The 17,097-nt window shown below is 47.6% G+C and carries 16 protein-coding genes; 2 read left to right on the top strand and 14 right to left on the bottom strand.

From position 1 onward, the window contains the following. Positions 1 to 76 precede the first annotated feature (76 nt). The 4 genes from nadC to FKP33_RS14570 all read right to left on the bottom strand — a co-directional run bounded on the left by nadC (position 77) and on the right by FKP33_RS14570 (position 4,480). A complete protein-coding gene (gene nadC, locus FKP33_RS14555) occupies positions 77 to 928 on the bottom strand; it encodes a carboxylating nicotinate-nucleotide diphosphorylase (protein WP_127609650.1) in 852 nt (283 codons plus the stop codon). Between the two features lie 41 nt (positions 929 to 969). Continuing rightward, a complete protein-coding gene (locus FKP33_RS14560) occupies positions 970 to 2,172 on the bottom strand; it encodes a Gfo/Idh/MocA family protein (protein ID WP_141335565.1) in 1,203 nt (400 codons plus the stop codon). 4 nt (positions 2,173 to 2,176) lie between these two features. Beyond that, complete coding sequence (gene phtC, locus FKP33_RS14565) at positions 2,177 to 2,908, bottom strand: 3,4-dihydroxyphthalate decarboxylase (protein WP_127609652.1); 732 nt, start codon at positions 2,906 to 2,908, stop codon at positions 2,177 to 2,179. Between the two features lie 309 nt (positions 2,909 to 3,217). Next, positions 3,218 to 4,480, bottom strand: a complete 1,263-nt coding sequence (locus FKP33_RS14570) for an aromatic ring-hydroxylating dioxygenase subunit alpha (RefSeq protein ID WP_141335566.1) — start codon at positions 4,478 to 4,480, stop codon at positions 3,218 to 3,220. Between the two features lie 232 nt (positions 4,481 to 4,712). Between FKP33_RS14570 and FKP33_RS14575 the strand changes: the two genes are divergently transcribed. Beyond that, on the top strand, positions 4,713 to 5,495 hold the full coding sequence (locus tag FKP33_RS14575; protein WP_127609654.1) for an IclR family transcriptional regulator: 783 nt from the start codon (positions 4,713 to 4,715) through the stop codon (positions 5,493 to 5,495). A 90-nt stretch (positions 5,496 to 5,585) separates the two neighbouring features. Here the strand turns inward: FKP33_RS14575 and FKP33_RS14580 are convergent, their stop codons facing one another. The 6 genes from FKP33_RS14580 to FKP33_RS14605 form a co-directional block, all read right to left on the bottom strand. Continuing rightward, positions 5,586 to 6,362, bottom strand: a complete 777-nt coding sequence (locus FKP33_RS14580) for an isochorismatase family protein (protein ID WP_127609656.1) — start codon at positions 6,360 to 6,362, stop codon at positions 5,586 to 5,588. Between the two features lie 228 nt (positions 6,363 to 6,590). Further along, positions 6,591 to 7,427, bottom strand: a complete 837-nt coding sequence (locus FKP33_RS14585; RefSeq protein WP_141335567.1) for a carbohydrate ABC transporter permease — start codon at positions 7,425 to 7,427, stop codon at positions 6,591 to 6,593. Between the two features lie 16 nt (positions 7,428 to 7,443). Then, positions 7,444 to 8,304 carry a carbohydrate ABC transporter permease gene (locus FKP33_RS14590; RefSeq protein WP_127610549.1) on the bottom strand — a complete coding sequence of 287 codons (861 nt, stop codon included), beginning with the start codon at positions 8,302 to 8,304 and terminating at the stop codon, positions 7,444 to 7,446. A 186-nt stretch (positions 8,305 to 8,490) separates the two neighbouring features. Next, positions 8,491 to 9,744 (bottom strand): ABC transporter substrate-binding protein, encoded by a 1,254-nt coding sequence (locus tag FKP33_RS14595; protein ID WP_141335568.1) that lies wholly within the window; start codon positions 9,742 to 9,744, stop codon positions 8,491 to 8,493. A gap of 19 nt (positions 9,745 to 9,763) precedes the next feature. After that, positions 9,764 to 10,666 (bottom strand): nucleoside hydrolase, encoded by a 903-nt coding sequence (locus FKP33_RS14600; RefSeq protein ID WP_127610553.1) that lies wholly within the window; start codon positions 10,664 to 10,666, stop codon positions 9,764 to 9,766. Positions 10,667 to 10,719: 53 nt separating this feature from the next. Next, the gene (locus FKP33_RS14605; RefSeq protein ID WP_127610555.1) at positions 10,720 to 11,721 is read right to left on the bottom strand and encodes a LacI family DNA-binding transcriptional regulator; all 1,002 of its coding nucleotides are present in this window, start codon (positions 11,719 to 11,721) and stop codon (positions 10,720 to 10,722) included. Between the two features lie 336 nt (positions 11,722 to 12,057). On the opposite strand from FKP33_RS14605, the gene FKP33_RS14610 reads away from it, so the two are divergent. After that, the gene (locus tag FKP33_RS14610; protein ID WP_141335569.1) at positions 12,058 to 12,702 is read left to right on the top strand and encodes an isochorismatase family protein; all 645 of its coding nucleotides are present in this window, start codon (positions 12,058 to 12,060) and stop codon (positions 12,700 to 12,702) included. A 241-nt stretch (positions 12,703 to 12,943) separates the two neighbouring features. Here FKP33_RS14610 and FKP33_RS27715 read toward each other — a convergent pair whose 3' ends face one another. From FKP33_RS27715 to FKP33_RS14630, 4 genes are all read right to left on the bottom strand, one after another. Continuing rightward, the gene (locus tag FKP33_RS27715) at positions 12,944 to 13,159 is read right to left on the bottom strand and encodes a hypothetical protein (protein WP_244933046.1); all 216 of its coding nucleotides are present in this window, start codon (positions 13,157 to 13,159) and stop codon (positions 12,944 to 12,946) included. Between the two features lie 407 nt (positions 13,160 to 13,566). After that, positions 13,567 to 14,529, bottom strand: a complete 963-nt coding sequence (locus tag FKP33_RS14620) for a sugar-binding transcriptional regulator (RefSeq protein WP_258313449.1) — start codon at positions 14,527 to 14,529, stop codon at positions 13,567 to 13,569. Between the two features lie 200 nt (positions 14,530 to 14,729). Then, complete coding sequence (locus FKP33_RS14625; protein WP_141335570.1) at positions 14,730 to 16,085, bottom strand: 2-oxo acid dehydrogenase subunit E2; 1,356 nt, start codon at positions 16,083 to 16,085, stop codon at positions 14,730 to 14,732. A 22-nt stretch (positions 16,086 to 16,107) separates the two neighbouring features. Continuing rightward, positions 16,108 to 17,085: an alpha-ketoacid dehydrogenase subunit beta gene (locus FKP33_RS14630; protein WP_127610563.1), complete on the bottom strand. Its 978-nt coding sequence runs from the start codon at positions 17,083 to 17,085 to the stop codon at positions 16,108 to 16,110. Between the last annotated feature and the right edge of the window lie 12 nt (positions 17,086 to 17,097).

Below are 17,097 nucleotides of genomic sequence, written 5' to 3' on the forward strand. Positions count from 1 at the left end.
TGTTTTTCGTGTACGCCTATCCCGGCGCAACACAAAACAGCCACTCTCTGAAGAAAGCGGCTGTTCTAAGCAATATTTATTTTTTATTAAACAAATCAAGACTAATATCGACATTATTTACGGAGTAGGTCAAGCTTCCCATAGAAATGACGTTAACTCCCAATCCGGCAACTTCCGCTATATTATCGATGGTGATTCCCCCGGATGCCTCGGTAATGGCTTGATCTCCAATCAGCGCGATCGCATGCCTCATCGTGTCAAGCGGCATGTTATCGAACATAATAATATCGGCTTTCGCCTCCAGGGCCTCCTCCACTTGCGTAATGGATTCAACTTCCACTTCAATTTTCATGGTATGAGGAATTCCGGCTCGAGCGGATTCCACGGCCTGCTTTAATCCCCCGGCAGCTTTAATATGATTGTCTTTAATCAAAACCGCATCAAATAATCCATAGCGATGCGAATTTCCTCCCCCCACACGCACCGCATACTTCTCCAGCATACGAAGTCCGGGTGTTGTTTTTCTCGCTTCAACAACCCTGACATTAGCGTTATAGGGCCTCGCTGCCAGAACGAGACGGTTTGTTTTGGTAGCAATACCGGATAAGCGCTGCAGCAAATTAAGGGCAATACGTTCACCCGTTAGTATAGAACGGATATTACCGGATAATTCCGCTATAATCGTTCCCTTCGTAAGAACCTCACCGTCGCTAATCCTTGTCTGGATGACGACACTGGGATCAACGACTGAAAAAACAGCTTGAAGAACGGGGATTCCCGCCAAGATTCCTTCCCCTTTGGCGTGAATAATTCCAGTTCCGGTCAAATCTTCAGGGACCGTTACCCAGGAGGTCACGTCACCTGGTCCAACATCTTCCTCCAACCAGTCTCGAATTTGTTGATGCAGCTTATTTTTGTTCAGGAACATCTTCTCTTCTCCTCATTGTCGGTTCATATATTTAGAATGAATTAATCCGTGACCGCCGTTTGATAGTTCAAATAAATTTCCTTGCGCTGTTTGGAAGATTCCAGCACGGCTAAGCAAACCTCCAAATTCGCTTTAGCCCATCGGCCGTCATGCACCGGAGGACGATCGGTGTAAACCGCATCATAAAGCTCCGCGATCACCGCATCGCGTCCTGTAGCCGCAGCAGGAAGCGCTATTTCATACCGCTTGTCTTCCCCATAAACGTATAATCCATTAGGAGATTGACGAATATCACCTTTTTCGCAGCTTACAACCGTCAATCCAAAGAACGGATGATGATTTTCCGCATGGTCGTACTGTTTAGCTCTCGATCCCCCGTAGCCCGCCAGACTTTTAATCTGGCTTTCTTCTATGCGGCCCACTTGATCGATTGTTCTGCGAGACTTGGCATACACATCCGTGGAAACGACTGGCCCTCCCTCACTAATCCCATAAGTAAGCTCCGTAGAATGAAAGTGATCATAGCCGTTATAGACAGCAGTGGCTGCTGCCCCGCTTTCAAACTCCAGAAAAACAGTATGGCTTCCCTCTGTCGGCCGCGTCAGGTCCCATACTCCCGTCATGGCCCGGACACTCCTGATCAATCCGCCTCCAATAAGCCGTATAATATCAAATTGATGCGAGCCTTGCCGGAAGGTTACGCCTCCCCCCAACTGCGTATCCAATTCTTCTGGAGTCCGAGGTCTATAGATCCAGTCATTGAAGTACCAATTGTGAATCATGCGCACCTCTCCCAGCTCTCCGCTTCTAACGATTTCCCTTATTTTGCGGATAGGGGGTTCGAAGCTGTGAGAGTGCCCCACGATCATGACGACTCCGTTCTTTTCAGCCGCCTCAATCATTTTGTCTGCATCCTCAAGCGTGATCGCCATCGGCTTCTCTACGATAATGTGCTTCTTATTTTCGGCCGCCAGCAGGACGTGCTCGGTATGAAGCTCGGTAGGAGTCGCGATATAAATAGCGTCTACCGACGAACTTTGACACAACTCCTCTATACTGTGAAAGGTTTCCGCTTGATAATCACTCGCAAATTTCTCTCTCCGTTCCTTACTTCGGGTTGCCGCTGCCGAAAGCTGCACATTCGGATGCTTAAGAAACGCGGGGATTATGGAGCTGCCGGCAATACCAAGACCGGCAATCCCTATTCTTAATACAGGTGATTCCTTTCTTTGTAAATGAGCCATATATTCACCTTTTCTCTTCCTCGTGGAGTTTTTTCACGTAATAACGCCATCCCCACTGGTCATTAAACGTAGTTCCCAGATCAGGAAGCTCGTTCATATCCTCCTGGGATATCGGTGCAGCTTCTCTTCCCGTTTGAGCCACCTGAAGTGTAACCTTGGCCAGAATATTAAAATTCAAGGCACGAACGGTAGCTTCCTCTACCGTCTTCCCCGTTACGGTAATACCGTGTCCTTTCATTAAACAGATGTTCTTATCCCCCATCGCTTGCATCATGTAATGGGCGAGCTCCTGGCGGGTAATCAGACAGGAACGCGGAAATACGGGTATTCCTTCAAGAGCCATGCGCATGGCCGGAATATTAAACGCACCGAAAACAGGCCGAAACTCCAAATCGGTAATCCCGCAAATCAAGGCATCCGGCGGGTGTGCATGAATAACACAACCGACCTCCGGTCGTAATTTATACATTTCCCCATGAATAGGGAGTTCTTTGGGCACGTCGTACTTCCCTTCAAGATCCGCACCGTTTCCGTCAAAATCGACACGCCGAATAGCATCTGACCGGGTGTAACGCACACCGTTCTCTTCTTCGCCCCTGCAACGGATAAACATCTCATCTGTTCCCGGTATGCGCACACTGACATGCCCCAGAATCCCATCCACCAAGCCCTCCATAGCCAAAATTCGGCAGGACAGGGCAATCTTTTCGCGAATATCTTGCAACAAATCACTCATTGCATGCCAACCTCCTCTCCATCATTCCGTCATCCTGCTTCCGGCGCCGTTACTCGGGTGACCTCAATAATCTCACCACGCCATGAACAGAAGCTGCACCAGCAAAAATAAGCCGTATCCGTTGAAATCCAAAATTCATTTAGCAAACTGCGCGGATGCAGCAAAGATTCTCCGCAACTCGGACAACACTTGATCTTCATGTCGTTTCCCCTTTCGACCCAATAGGTAGCGGCAACAAAAAATCAGGCCCCTTCCCATTCATGAATTATGAAGAAGGAGCCTAGGAGCCTGATTATCCTTCAAATTTTTTTAGACCATGACATACTTCGAAGGAATATTCCCGTTTCTGCAAATTTCTATGATTTCATCAATATTGGCTGCATATCTGGTATTCCAGTTTTTCGATACATTGGTCAGCAGGGCGCCCTCACTAAATTTATCCTCTTCTTGAGGCAGTTCAATGATTTGATTTTTCTCCGGGTCCCTAAACGTGCACAGCGGATCTTCACCTCTTTCGATTTTGGCCAGCTCCTTCAGCAGCATTTGCCGGTACATGATAATCCCTTTGTCCGAAGTACCCAGTCGTTCAGCTGTCCGGTCGGCAATTTCTCCTTGTGTGATCCATGCCATCATATCTTGACCATCGATATAATCCGTAATAAACTTCCCGGATTCATCCTTGATCGGGCATTCATACAGGGAAATCGGGTAATTTTCCGGAATTTTTACTCCCTCTTTCGGCACATAACAGGTGTACCAAATATGATACGTATGGTTATCGTCCATAGGAACACGAATTTGGAACGAATGCGCCCCGCTGTCTCCTACACGGAGCATATTAGGGAAAACCACGGGATGGCCTACACGCCAGTCTTCGCATTCCTCTGTCTGTCCTACCAACACTCTCTTCTTAATAATGCCGTATTCAAATTCATCAAAACCGATTTTAATATGGTGCTTCGTAATAGGCCACTCGCTCACCGGACGGTCCTGCTGTTCAAAAACATACTCAAAGTAGTGACCATGCAGCCACTCCAAATGAATGGGGTCAAGCGAGTTCTCCATAATTTGCAGCCAATTGCACGGTACAATGGCATATCCGATAGTCCGGATTACATTATCTCGAAGAAATAAGTCATATCGGGGCAACAGCGGAGCAGGCTCCGGACCTAAATAAGCGAAAATAAGTCCCCCTAGCTCCTCGACACGATAAGATTTGATTTTAATCCGGTTTTTAAAGGTACTTTCTTCAGGTTCATTCGGCTGTTCCGTGCAAGCGCCTTCACGATTAAAACACCAGCCATGGTATTGACAACGAAGGCCATCGTTTTCCGGTATTCCGTATTCAAGCGAAACCCCTCGATGCGGACAGCGTTCCTGAACAAGCCCCAGCTTCCCGGACCGGTCGCGATACAAGACCAGATCCTCTCCTAAAATCTTGATTTTCCTCGTCCCGGCCTTCGGAAATTCAGAGCTTGCTGCTACAGGATGCCAATATCTGCGAAGCAAACTTCCCGTCGGGGTTCCCGGACCTACTTTCGTCAGCGTTTCATTTTGTTCCTTGCTTAACATGTTAATCCCTCCTGTAATGACCTCTAAATTTCGTTGCTTTATTATGTCATAATCGTAACTTCGATATCACTTCCGTACAACTCAAATGTTCTGATATACGCACCAAAATAATTATTTTTTTTAATAAATATCAACTAAAATAACTAGGAAACCGTAACAAATTTTGTATAATAAACGTAAGGCCTTTGTTCTTCTATGAGGGACAAATAACGGCATATGGAGGTTATCTGAGATGAAACCGGATGCGAATAGAAAAAGATCGAGCGAAGAGTACTTGCTGTCTTCCGTCAGAAATGCTTTACGTATTTTACGCAGTTTTTCTGAAGATGAGACGGAAAAGAGGGTCAGTAAGCTGGCTGTCGAGCTAGGAATAGGAAAAAGTACGGTCAGTCGTTTGCTGGCTACCCTTGAAAGCGAGGGCTTTGCTCGAAGAGATCCGGAATCTCAAAAATGGCAGCTGGGTTTGACCGTGTTATCATTAGGAGGGATTGTAAAACGTCAGTTGCAATTAACGAAGGAGTCCCGGCCGGTGCTCATGAAATTAGTTAAGCAGACCGGGGAATCGGCACACGTTGCCATTCTGGAAGAAGCGGACGTCATTTATATCGAACAGATGGAATCCCCTCATCCGCTAAGACTTCCTCATGTGGGCAAAAGAAACCCCGCGTTCTGTACGAGTACCGGCAAAGTCTTACTCGCCCATAAAAAAGAAGAATATTTGGAGATGGTTATTTCAAAAGGTTTAACTCCATTTACCGAACATACGATCACCGATCCCATCAAATTTCTTGAGCATATCAAACAAGTACGCGAACAAAAATATGCCGTTAGTATCGAGGAGCTAACCCCGGGAGTGATTTCGGTTGCCGCCCCTATTCGAAACTACACCGGAAGAGTGGTGGCTGCCGTCTCCATAGCGGGAACAACCGAAGGATTCCAACACTATAAAATTAACGATTACAAAATTAAAGTCATGGAAGCCGCAAAAGAAATATCGGAAAACCTGGGATATTAAGGATAACCAGCAAATCTGTTACGGTTTAAACGAAAAAAACAGGGTGAGGAGAAGATCCTCAACCCTGTTTCCTGTCGTTACCTATAAAAACTAGATTTGTACTTTTTGAAAATATTCAAGCACTTCATCGACCCGGATCACATCAGCATACTTGACATCTAATTCCAAAAGGGCCGTTTGGTGCTCTGTGATCGAGCGATCAGCTACCGCTTCTTCCGGCACAATGGTATGGAACCCATGTTGAAGAGAATCAATCGCCGTTACCCTTATACATCCGCTTGTACTGTTGCCTACGATAATAACCGTATCGATATCCTGGGCTTTCAGCCAATCGGATAAATCGGATTTGAAAAATGGAGAAATGTAGGGACTATGAATAATTTTGTTGAATTGAAAATGGCCTAATCTTGGCTCAATATCCGTCCAAATCGATTCCTGCTTTAACATGAGGTTGGTTTCTATTTTTTTCGCCCACAGATTCGATATTTTATTATTCGGATCATAGATGGTAACAGCAAAAACAATCGGAATATTCAGTTTGGTAGCGGATTCCAACAATAAATGAGTCTGTTCGATAACCTTATCCATGTCATACCCCGCTTTAGAAGTGGGGTCTGTGAAATAACGAATTAAGTCTCTTACAATAATGCACGGTTTATTGCCAAATCCCATCCTTCCGAACGGGCCCCAGGTTCCATAGGCATGTTTGACTTCATTGTACTGATATCTTCTTTGACCGCCCGGCGTGTAATAGACCTTTAATCCATAGCCTTCAACTTGTCCGTCTTTTTCCAATCTGCGAAGTGTCGCAGGCGATACTCCCAGCTTTTTGGCAGCCTCGGCGATCGTTATATAATCTTTATCCATGTTTAGACCTCTATTCTTATGCTAACCGTAATCATTGTATTATTTTTTTGGAAATCCGTCAACATTACTTAATTAAACTTGCGTATCTTTTATAAGTATAATAACTTTAACTATATTTTGAAAGATCTATTCATAAAATGATCGTAAGAAGCTTCGTCTGGAATAAGCTCGAAAAACAGAAAAGGAGCAGCTGCAAAAGCAACTCCTCTCTTCGCTCAACTTGGATCATTAGCTTTCCTTGGAACCCGAACTGGCAACACCCTGAACAAAGTAACGCTGCAGTACTAAAATCAATACGACTGGCACGACCACGGCCAGGACGGTTGCCGCAAACATTTCATTCCAGAAAGTCGCATGTTCGGTGGTAGCCAAACTAATGGCCACCTGAATGACCCTATATTCCTCTGATCGAGTTACGATTAAAGGCCACATAAAAGATTCCCACTGAAGAATAAACGTTAGCAGCCCGGCACTTATCGTCACCGGTTTACAGAGCGGCATGATGATCTTCGTATAGATCATCCACCAGGATGCCCCCTCAATTCTTGCCGATTCCAATAAAGAATCCGGTAAGTCCATAAAAAATTGGCGGAACAAAAAGATAACCAGACCGTTTGCGATGCCCGGTATGATGAGACCCTTATACGTATCCACCCATCCCATACTGTTAACCAAACTGTATAGCGGTATCGATATCACTTCAAACGGAATCATAAAACTTAACATCACTAAGGCCCAAATCACGATTTTGCCTTTAAAATTAAATTTTGCGAAAGCAAACGCGGCCATAGAGTTAATCGCAATGCTAAAGATTACGGTAACGATCGCAATGAAAAAAGTATTAAATACGACCCGGCCGAATCCTCTTAATTGAAAAAGATTCGTATAAGCTTCCAAGGTCATTGAAGTGGGAATAAAAGTTCTCCACGATATAGGCGAAACATAGCGGAAGATATCGTCTAAAGGTCTAAACGATGAAACCAAAGCAAACAAAAGCGGAAAAATGACAATCCCGACAAGCAGGAAATGAATGGCATATATAACAGGTTTAAGACTAAGCTTCATTTCCATCCCCCCCTCATTAATGTTCCGCTTTAAATAACTTGAACTGTGCGGTAATAATAATCAATATGATGCAAAGCAGGATCATAACAATAGCCGAGGCTCTTCCCGGATCGGAATACATGAATGCACTATTGAAGCTTTCATTCATCAGCACGTTGGTACTATCCTGAGGACCGCCCTTGGTCAAAATATACATCGGAGCAAACAGTAAGAAATTTGTTACCGTATCAGCAACCGTTACAAAAATAAGCGGCCTTTTCATCATTGGAATCGTGACATGCTTGAACCGCTTCCACTTGCCCGCACCGTCAATCGATGCCGCTTCATAGAGCGAGAGAGGAACTTCCTGCAATCCGGCCAGGAGAAAGATGGACCAATACCCTACGCCTCTCCAGGTAGCAATCGCTATGATCGCCCACAGCGCTTGATCCTGACTTCCTAGAAAGGGTTGCGGCTCCAAGCCTACCGCTATAAGCAGCGAGTTAAGAATGCCCTGTTCCTGATTCATCATCAAGCTCCAGAGCACACATGCAATGGGCAGCGAAACGGCTATCGGAATATAGTGAATAGAGCGGAAAAAACCTATGCCTCGCAAATGATAATTCAAAAGTATCGCAAGAAATAAAGCGAGAACAATCTGCAAAGGATTGATGACGACATTCATCAACAGGGTAATTTTCACCGAATTCCAGAACACAGGGTCAGTTAGAAGATCCCCATAATTTTTTAATCCTGTGAATATTTTCTCGCCTGCCAGAAAGGATGAGGCATACAAACTCTCCTTCAGTCCTTCGGCGATCGGCAGAAGTTTAAATATTAAAATCCCCAAAAGCGCCGGAAATAAAAACGCATACGGTACATAGGCTCTATCCTTCATTCTGACTCACCACCCTATGGTCTGCTAGTTAAGATAAAAGGAGGGACATTTGTCATATAGATACGCCCTCCTTATACGTTACAGGTCATGAAAGAAATTATTTGGCTATGGTTTCATATTTCTTGAGTTGGCGGTCAATCTGATCAGCGGCATTATCGAGTGCGCTTTTGGGTTCCGAGCCATTTTTTATATCTCATATGCCTTGTTCAGCAAAGATTCCCATTCCAGATAGCCTGGCGTAGATGGTCGTGAAACCGACGTATTTTTTGCTTCATAAGCAGCCAGTCTTAATCCGCTTGCCGGGAATTCGTTGAATTTAGCTTCCTTGTCGATGGCATCCAGCAATTCCTTGTTAGCCGGAATTTCATTACGCTGCTCGAACCAAACTTTCGATCCTTCCCCGACTGTCGCATACTGGATGAACTTGGCAGCGGCTTCTTTCTTGGTGGAGAATTGGGAAATGCCTAAATGCCAGCTTCCGGTCGGCGTTGCCGGTTTTTGCCCGTCGAAATAAGGAATAGGCGCATAACCGAAAGAAAGACCTTTATCTTGAAGCTGCTTCAATAACGCCGTTCCTCCAACAAACATCGCCACTTTACCTGTTGCAAAGTAATCGATGGACACATCGGGGCTAATTTTGGGACTAATCTTCCACGTATTGAATAAGTCAAAGTAAAATTTGCTTGCCTGAACCATCTCTGGAGAGTTCGTAAACCCGCTTGCTTGGATGCCGTTGTCGCTGATGACTTTCGCCCCTAAGCTGTGCGCCAAAGGCAATACCTGATAAGGGCGGCCAATTTGCTGGAAACTAAAACCGAATACATCCGTTTGCCCGTCTCCGTTGCTGTCATAGGTCAGTTTCTTTCCTTCTTCCACTAATTTTTCCCATGTCCAACGTTCTTTCGGGTCGCTTGAAGGCGGTGTAACTCCTTTGGCCGTGAGAATGTCTTTGTTGTAGTATAACAGCTGACTGGAAGTATTTAACGGGGATGCCATGAACTTGCCGTTAAACGTCCCTAACTGCACAGAGGAGTCGATCAGCTTTCCTTTTTGTTCGGCGGTAATATAGCTGTCTAACGGTTCCAGGAAGCCCTTGGCCGTGTAGTTCGCAACCAGAGGACCATCTACTGTAAATAAATCAAAGGTAGGTTTCTTCGAATTCATCTGTACCTCGATTCCTTCGAATAGTTGCCGGAACGGCAACGAAACCACACTCACTTTGATGTCGGGATTTGCTTCTTCGAATTTTCCTACAAGCACCTGAAGATCTTTGAGCCATTCGCCGAGAACCATGATCGTGATTTCCGTTTTTGCTTGCTTATCCGAACCTGTGTTGTCTGGCGTTTTAGCTTCCGGCACCGGCTGGTTACCCGAAGAGCAGCCGGCGATTGCAGTAAATGCCAACATAGCGATCAGCAGTACAGATACGATTTTTTTCATTTCTTTTTCTCCCCTATTTTCAATTTTGTGCAAGCAACCGATCCATTAACAATCGGATAAACCTTTCATTATCTACTTCCAAGCCTATCTCCACATTGGCGTCTTCAGAGAAAACCGCGACGGTTTGTCCTGTAGGATGGCGGTGATCGTATTCTACTCTTATGTTCATTCTTTGCGTTTGGACAATGGACCGGTCAACCAATAAAGATACAGCCAGCGGATCATGCATCGCCGTCCAATCCTTGCCCCGAAAACGCAACCATTTCTCAATGGACTGGGCCAATGCGATATTTAGCGGATCTCCGGAAGCATAAAGCTCATCTTTTTCCTTTGATGTGATTCGAACCTTCATCGTAACGTCCAATCCAACCATGACGATTGGAGCCCCGGAGGAAAAAACAAGGGATGCCGCCTCGGGATCGCATTTCACGTTATGCTCAATCGGAGGCAATTCAATTCCGTTATTCCCTAGGCGAGTAACGCCCCCCATCAGGATGATCTCCTTAACATGCTCAACAATTCGGGGTTCACGAATTATGGCGACCGCAATGTTGGTAAGGGGCCCGATCGGTACAAGGGTAATTTCGCCGGGATTGCTCATAATCTTGTCAATGATAAAATCAACGGCATGCCGGTCTTCAATGTCGAAGGCTTCATGATTCGATAACAACAGCTCTTCATGTCCCGCCCAAAACACTTCCCGATTTTGCAGCAGCGGCTTCTCAATCCCTTTGTAGACGCACACATCATGGCGATTAGCTAAATGCATCAGTTTTTTTACCAGACGCGCACGAATATCTACATCCCCATAAACCGTTGTTACTCCCTCCAATACAATTTCCGGAGACCTTAAGGCCAATGCTAAAGCCAGGGCATCATCCACATCTGTACCGATATCCGTATCCAGAATAATACGCTGCATGTGAACCTCCTCATGATATCCTTTGTTATTTCAATAAAGCAGGCTACACCCTATTAAAATCTTGTTGTTGTAGCTCTTTGGATCAGCTTGGTTTCCAAGACACGGGGGGTCATCTCCGGCAGCTCATGACGGTCTTCGATTTGATGAATTAATTGAAATACCGCTTGTTTTCCGATTTCGTATATCGGCTGCGCGATGGTGCTGATTTCCGGCTCTACCATCTGTGTCATGCTGATCCCGTCAAAACCGATAAGAGCCACATCCTCAGGGACTTTAACACCCGATCGAATCAATGTTTTTAATGCACCAACGGCCATGAGATCGTTGGAGGTAAAAATCCCGTCTACCCCTTCGTTTTCCTTCAGTAATTGTTCAGTTACACGCATCCCGCACTCCATACTGAAATCCCCTTCATAAACAAGATCAGGATCAAAGCATCCGGCGTTTCGCAAGGTATCGGTATAACCGCGATTCCGGTTGGCGGAAGTAATAAGGTGATTCGGACCGCTTATATGCGCTATTCTTCTGCAGCCGATGGACAGCAAATGTTCGACGGCAAGAACGGCACCCTGATAATGGTTCACCCGAACAGAGGAAACCTCTTCGGAAAGCGCAGCGCGATCAAGAGATACAATAGGCATCCCGGAACCCAGTATGCCGTGAATTTCATTCCATGTAAGACCATGCTCGGCAAATATGATGCCATCGACATAGCGTTTCTTGAGAATATCGAGATAACGAAGCTCCTTAACTCCGTTTTCATCACAATTTCCCAAAAGGGTGGTTATCCCATAACTGCTTGCCGTATCCTCCACCGCTCTGGCGATTTCGGGAAAAAACGGATTGGTGATATCGGGAATAAGCAGTGCAATGGTATCTGTTTTCTTGCCTGCCAGGCCCCGGGCAACTGAACTGGGTGAATATTGCAACTTGGCCATACAAGCTTTGATCTTCTTTTCCGTGTCTTTGCTTATGTAGCCTTTTTGATTAATAACTCTGGAGACGGTGGCAACCGAAACCCCGGCCAACTTGGCAACGTCCCTAATCGTTGACATAGGATCCTTCTTTCAAGTGTAGTAAACCGGTTACACATGGCATGTAAAAAAATCCGGCACCCGAATAAGCACTCCTCCCCGCCGCATCACATGGTTTAGCCATAGACATGCACTCCTTCCCCCTTCAGTTTCTAAGCGCTTTCAACATGGAACAGGGATAGCTTACTCCCCTTTCCTTAAGCTTTCAACGCAAATGTTCCGCTATACGCACCAATTATTTTTTATTTTTATATTAAACCTTTCAAACCGATATAATATTGACTAACATTTATATTTTATGTTAATTTTTGAATAAGTTTATATAAGTTTTAATCCATAACGAAGGGGCGGAATAGCATGACTCATATTGACGAGGAAACTTTTTTTAAAGAAAAAGGATTTGGACAGCGAATCGGTTTTGGACAGCGTCCGGCGATTGTAGTTGTAGATTTTATTAAAGCGTTTACAGATTACCGGAACCCTGACCTGGTATTGGCCGCCAATGTGGATAAGCAGCTGCTGCAGACGAACCGTCTGATCGACGCCTCGCGGTTATTGCGCATTCCCGTTATTTTCACAACGGTCAGCTATGATGACAATCTTAAAGACGCGGGCATTTGGGCCTTGAAGCAGAGCGGGTTGGTTACGCTTCGATCAGGCACAGATGTCGTAGCTGTAGATTCCACCCTTCATAGGGAACCTGGCGATACGATCATTGTCAAGAAATATGCCTCATCGTTTTTCGGAACGGACCTCGTATCCCGCCTCGTATCCCAGCAAGTGGACACGGTAATCCTAACCGGCTGCACAACAAGCGGCTGTATACGCGCAACCGCTGTAGACGCTATCTCTTACGGATTCCGCCCTATTATCGTAGAAGAAGCTGTCGGAGACCGGTCGGAAGCGGCACATAAGCAGAGCTTATTCGATTTGCAAGCCAAGTACGCGGATGTGGTCTCCATCGAGACTGTACTTTCTTATTTTCAAGGAATGATTGCATAACCATTTATTCAGATTCGGAACTGCGCGTACAGGCTCCGGCGTGCAATAGAAAACGGAGCCCGCAATCCCGCGCAGCTCCGTTTGTGATGTTCAGGATTCATGATAAATTTACCATACAAGATGATGCGAAGTCCGCCATCAGGAAGCTGGACGCCCGGAATCGGGTACAGGGCCTCGCAGAGGCGATTCGGTGAGGCGATTCGGTGAGGGATTCTGGAGTTCGCCGCGGCGGTTCTTGAACTTACTTTTTTCTAACACTGTACTTCTTAAAGTATCCTTCGATCTCTTTGGCTTCCCTATACACCCGGTACGGCTTACTAACGATCCTTACCGGCAACGAGAGCAGAAACTCCTTCAGGTGATGGCGGTATTCTTCCGTCATGCGTACCGGCTTGCTCCTGATTCTCTTCACAACTTCATCGTAAATTTCGTGAGAAATGTCAATATGAATATCCATCTGTCTACCGCAAAAATCACAATGGATTCGAGAAATATGTTTATTTAAATAGGTGATCGTGTGGTCGGTTTCTTCTTTACACCGGATACAAAAAAGAGAAGTATTGATCTGAGTCTCTTTCATATCGTTCCCCCGATTATTCTCAAATTTTCACCATATTATATCCTATTCCATGTGGCTAACAGGAATCCCGGGTTTTGCTCCGCACCTTTTGTACGAAGACATACTTTCATCTCCCTTCTTTGCTGAGCAGCAGCCTTCGCTGTCCTTTTATGCGATACGCTAAATTTGTCGAATTTTGCGATTGTCACTGTTATTATAAACCGCTTTCATTCGAAGTATCAATATCAAAAAGCGGTTTCACTAATAAAAAAGGCTGCATCGTCTGCAACCAGAGGTCATGCCCATTACTTTTGGCCTCTCATCTTTAGCGTCAACTCTACGGCCGTTTGCTCATCGGTTATCAACGTGTGAATATAGCCTCCCCGAAGCGTCGCCAGGATCGCCTCTACCTTATGAGCTCCTTCAACGACAGCAATAACCTTCCCCACATTCCTTAGATCGTCCACACGAATCCCAACGACCCGTTCATTGATCGTGTCCTTGGCAATGGAGCCGTCTGCACAAATAAAGCATGAGTTGATATCCCCTACCACACCTGCCTCTTTGATACTTCTGAGCTCTTTAGCGCCGAGATATCCGATCTCCTCCATCGTCGAATTCATGTACGGATTTCCGATTCCCACTATGGCAAGGTCGATTTTCTTCGCTTCTTCAAGTACATCGGCAACCGTCGGCGTTTGCAGCAGCAGGTCTCGAAAATTCTCGCTTTCTACAATAGCAGGAGCATATAACGATTCACAGCTGCAGCCTAGCTTCTTGGATAATTCATAGGCAATCTGATTCGAGTGAAGCTCGATCCGGTTAGATCCCATACCGCCTACAAGCGGGATTACCTTCAAATCGTCATGAGCTTCATTCGGAAATTCCTTGACCAGATTGTACAAGGTCGTCCCCCAGGAGATGCCGATCTTAGTTACGTCCTTTAGATGCTTCAGCACATACGAGGCCGCAGCTTTAGATAAGACACTCTTCGCAATTTCAGCGGGCATATCGGCTGTAGGCACAACGACGACATCAACCAGTGAAAAGGCGGTTTCAATTTCTTGCTCCAGATTTATCGTTTGAAAGGCCTGGTCATGAATAATGATTTCAACCAACCCTTCATTACGCGCCTTCTGCAGACCCTTGGAAATAATCGGCCTGGAAACGCCCACCTTCTTGGCGATTTCCGCCTGCGTGAGTTCGTCAAAATAGTACATGCGACTAATCTTGAGTAAAAACTTCTTTTCCTGATCGGTCATCATCATCGCTCAACCCCATCCGTACTTCAACATATCAACGATTATATCACAATTTAGGATAACTCAAAAAGGTTGTCCTTATCGAGACAACCTCTTCGATTGCACCTTATCCCGTGTTCATGACGAACTCCCATACCGGCCATCCGCAGCTTCCGCAACCGACTCATGCAGAGACTCCGTTGTCACCTCAACCCTCATAATCAAAATCAAACCAGCAATTGGTACGGCTGTTCCAGCACGGTCTTTAATTCCGTTAAAAAGGCTGCGGCCGGAGCGCCGTCGACCACCCGATGGTCAAACGAAAGACTCAGCGTCATCATCGGCCGAACCAGCACTTGCCCCCCGATGACAGCCGGCTTGTCTTGAATTTGTCCGACTCCCAGAATGGCCACCTCAGGCTGGTTAATGATGGGGGTGAAGGAATCGACCGCATACATCCCGAGATTGCTGACCGTGAACGTCCCCCCGCTCAAATCTTCCGGCTTCAGCTTGTTGTCGCGGGCTTTCCCCGCAACCTCCTTCGATTTCCTCACCAGCTCCGCCAGACCCATACGCTCCGCTTCGAAGATGACCGGCACGAGCAAGCCGTCTTTCACCGACACGGCCAACCCGATGTTCGTATGGTCCTGAAGCACGACCTCTTCATTCTCCCATCGCGCGTTCAAGTTCGGATGCTTCACGAGGCAAGCGGAAATTGCTTTGAGCAGGATCTCCGTATACGACAGCCGCAGGCCCGTCTGCTTCTCGACGATCGGCAGCAGCTCCGTACGCATCGCTTTCGCCGCCGTCATGTCCACCGTCGTCGTGATGGTGACGTGCGGAGCCGTATAGGCGCTTTGCGACATCCGCTGCGCAATAATTTTCCGCATGCCCTGCAGCTTGATCACCCGTTTCTCCCCGGCTTGCGCTTTCGCAGGCTGCAGGGCGCGCTCGACATCGGAGCGCACGATTTTGCCGCGTTCGCCGCTGCCCTCTACCTGACCAAGCTCCAGGCCGTTCGCCGCCGCAACCTTCTGCGCCAGCGGGGTCGCCCTGACCGTCGACGCTGCTTCCTTAGCCTTGGCGCCCGCAGAGACGTACCCTTCAACGTCCGCACGGTGAATCCGTCCCTTCTCTCCGCTGCCCTTGACCTGCTGCAGCGCCACGCCGTGGTCGCGCGCAGCTTTTCGCGCCGCCGGGGTTGCCCGCGGCTTCCCTTCCGCCGGCGCTTGCGCCGGCTCTTCGGACGCTTCAACGGCACCCTGACCCGATGCTGCAGGCCCGGCCGCTTCGCCATCCGAAGCCGCTCCCGAAGCGTCTGGCGGCCATGCCGGAGCCTGATCCCCGGCCTCTCCGATGTAACCGATGACGTGGTTGACGGGTACAACCGCATCCTCTTCGTAATATCGTTTCACTAAAATACCGGAATGGTACGCTTCCACCTCGATATTGATTTTATCCGTCAGCACTTCCAGCAGCGTGTCGCCTTGGCGCACGGCTTCCCCTTCTTGTTTAAACCAGCGAATAATCGTGCCTGTTTCCATCGTCATGCCGAGCTTCGGCATGAACACTTCATTTAGCATCTCCTTCGGGCCTCCCTGCCACTTACTTGAGCGCCTTCTTCACAGCCTGGACGATATCGTCGACTTGGGGAACGGCTTTTTTCTCCATGATTGGATTGTAGGGAATAGGAACGTCCAAGCCGCCCAGCCGCTGAATCGGCGCGTCCAGGTAATCGAACGCCTCGCTTTCCATGACCTGGCTGACAATCTCGCCGCCGAAACCGCCGCGTTTGACCGCCTCGTGAACGACGATGAGGCGTCCGGTTTTTTTCACGGATTCCACCACGGTTTCGATGTCCAGCGGCACCAGGGTCCGCGGGTCGATCACTTCGATCTGAATGCCCTCTTTCTCCAGCTGCCCCGCCGCCTCCAGCGCGCGGTGCACCATAATCGACGTCGCGACGACGGTTACGTCCGTCCCCTGGCGCTTCACGTCCGCCTTGCCGATCGGGAGCGTGTAGGCCTCTTCCGGCACCTCGTCCATGGTCCGGTAGAGCAATTTATGTTCATAGAAAATGACGGGGTTATCGTCTTCTATCGCTGCGCGTAGCAAGCCCTTCGCATCATACGCGGTCGAAGGCTGAATGACCTTCAGGCCGGGGATGTGCGCCATCCACGCTTCCAAGCTTTGCGAATGCTGCGCGGCTGCTCCCGTACCCGAGCCCGCTGGCGTGCGCAGTACCATCGGCACCTTGCCCTTCCCGCCGTACATATAGCGGATTTTGGCCGCTTGGTTGACAATCTGATCGGTCGCAATCGTTATAAAATCGGAAAATTGCAGCTCCAGGATCGGCCGCATCCCCGTAAGCGCCGCCCCAACGGCAGCGCCGGCGATCGCCGACTCCGAAATCGGGGTATTCCGGATTCGCTCCGGACCGAATTCCTCGATCATCCCTCGCGTGACCCCGAACGCTCCCCCGTACACGCCGATATCCTCTCCGAGTACAAACACGTCCTCGTTTTCCCGCATCATCTGGGACATCGACTCTTTGATCGCTTCCAAATACGTTATTTTCCTCACTTCGTTCGGCTC

This window comes from Paenibacillus sp. tmac-D7 (assembly GCF_006519665.1).
Classification (GTDB): domain Bacteria; phylum Bacillota; class Bacilli; order Paenibacillales; family NBRC-103111; genus Paenibacillus_G; species Paenibacillus_G validus.

What these genes read in the sequence shown, in the direction of transcription:
- FKP33_RS14575 (WP_127609654.1), top strand. Translation starts at nt 4,713, where the DNA reads ATGAAACCGGATGCGAATAGAAAAAGATCGAGCGAAGAGTACTTGCTG.
- FKP33_RS27715 (WP_244933046.1), bottom strand. Translation starts at nt 13,159, where the DNA reads ATGGATATTCATATTGACATTTCTCACGAAATTTACGATGAAGTTGTG.
- nadC (WP_127609650.1), bottom strand. Translation starts at nt 928, where the DNA reads ATGTTCCTGAACAAAAATAAGCTGCATCAACAAATTCGAGACTGGTTG.
- FKP33_RS14605 (WP_127610555.1), bottom strand. Translation starts at nt 11,721, where the DNA reads ATGTCAACGATTAGGGACGTTGCCAAGTTGGCCGGGGTTTCGGTTGCC.
- FKP33_RS14610 (WP_141335569.1), top strand. Translation starts at nt 12,058, where the DNA reads ATGACTCATATTGACGAGGAAACTTTTTTTAAAGAAAAAGGATTTGGA.
- phtC (WP_127609652.1), bottom strand. Translation starts at nt 2,908, where the DNA reads ATGAGTGATTTGTTGCAAGATATTCGCGAAAAGATTGCCCTGTCCTGC.
- FKP33_RS14625 (WP_141335570.1), bottom strand. Translation starts at nt 16,085, where the DNA reads ATGCTAAATGAAGTGTTCATGCCGAAGCTCGGCATGACGATGGAAACA.
- FKP33_RS14595 (WP_141335568.1), bottom strand. Translation starts at nt 9,744, where the DNA reads ATGAAAAAAATCGTATCTGTACTGCTGATCGCTATGTTGGCATTTACT.
- FKP33_RS14590 (WP_127610549.1), bottom strand. Translation starts at nt 8,304, where the DNA reads ATGAAGGATAGAGCCTATGTACCGTATGCGTTTTTATTTCCGGCGCTT.
- FKP33_RS14585 (WP_141335567.1), bottom strand. Translation starts at nt 7,427, where the DNA reads ATGAAGCTTAGTCTTAAACCTGTTATATATGCCATTCATTTCCTGCTT.
- FKP33_RS14580 (WP_127609656.1), bottom strand. Translation starts at nt 6,362, where the DNA reads ATGGATAAAGATTATATAACGATCGCCGAGGCTGCCAAAAAGCTGGGA.
- FKP33_RS14570 (WP_141335566.1), bottom strand. Translation starts at nt 4,480, where the DNA reads ATGTTAAGCAAGGAACAAAATGAAACGCTGACGAAAGTAGGTCCGGGA.
- FKP33_RS14620 (WP_258313449.1), bottom strand. Translation starts at nt 14,529, where the DNA reads ATGATGATGACCGATCAGGAAAAGAAGTTTTTACTCAAGATTAGTCGC.
- FKP33_RS14560 (WP_141335565.1), bottom strand. Translation starts at nt 2,172, where the DNA reads ATGGCTCATTTACAAAGAAAGGAATCACCTGTATTAAGAATAGGGATT.
- FKP33_RS14600 (WP_127610553.1), bottom strand. Translation starts at nt 10,666, where the DNA reads ATGCAGCGTATTATTCTGGATACGGATATCGGTACAGATGTGGATGAT.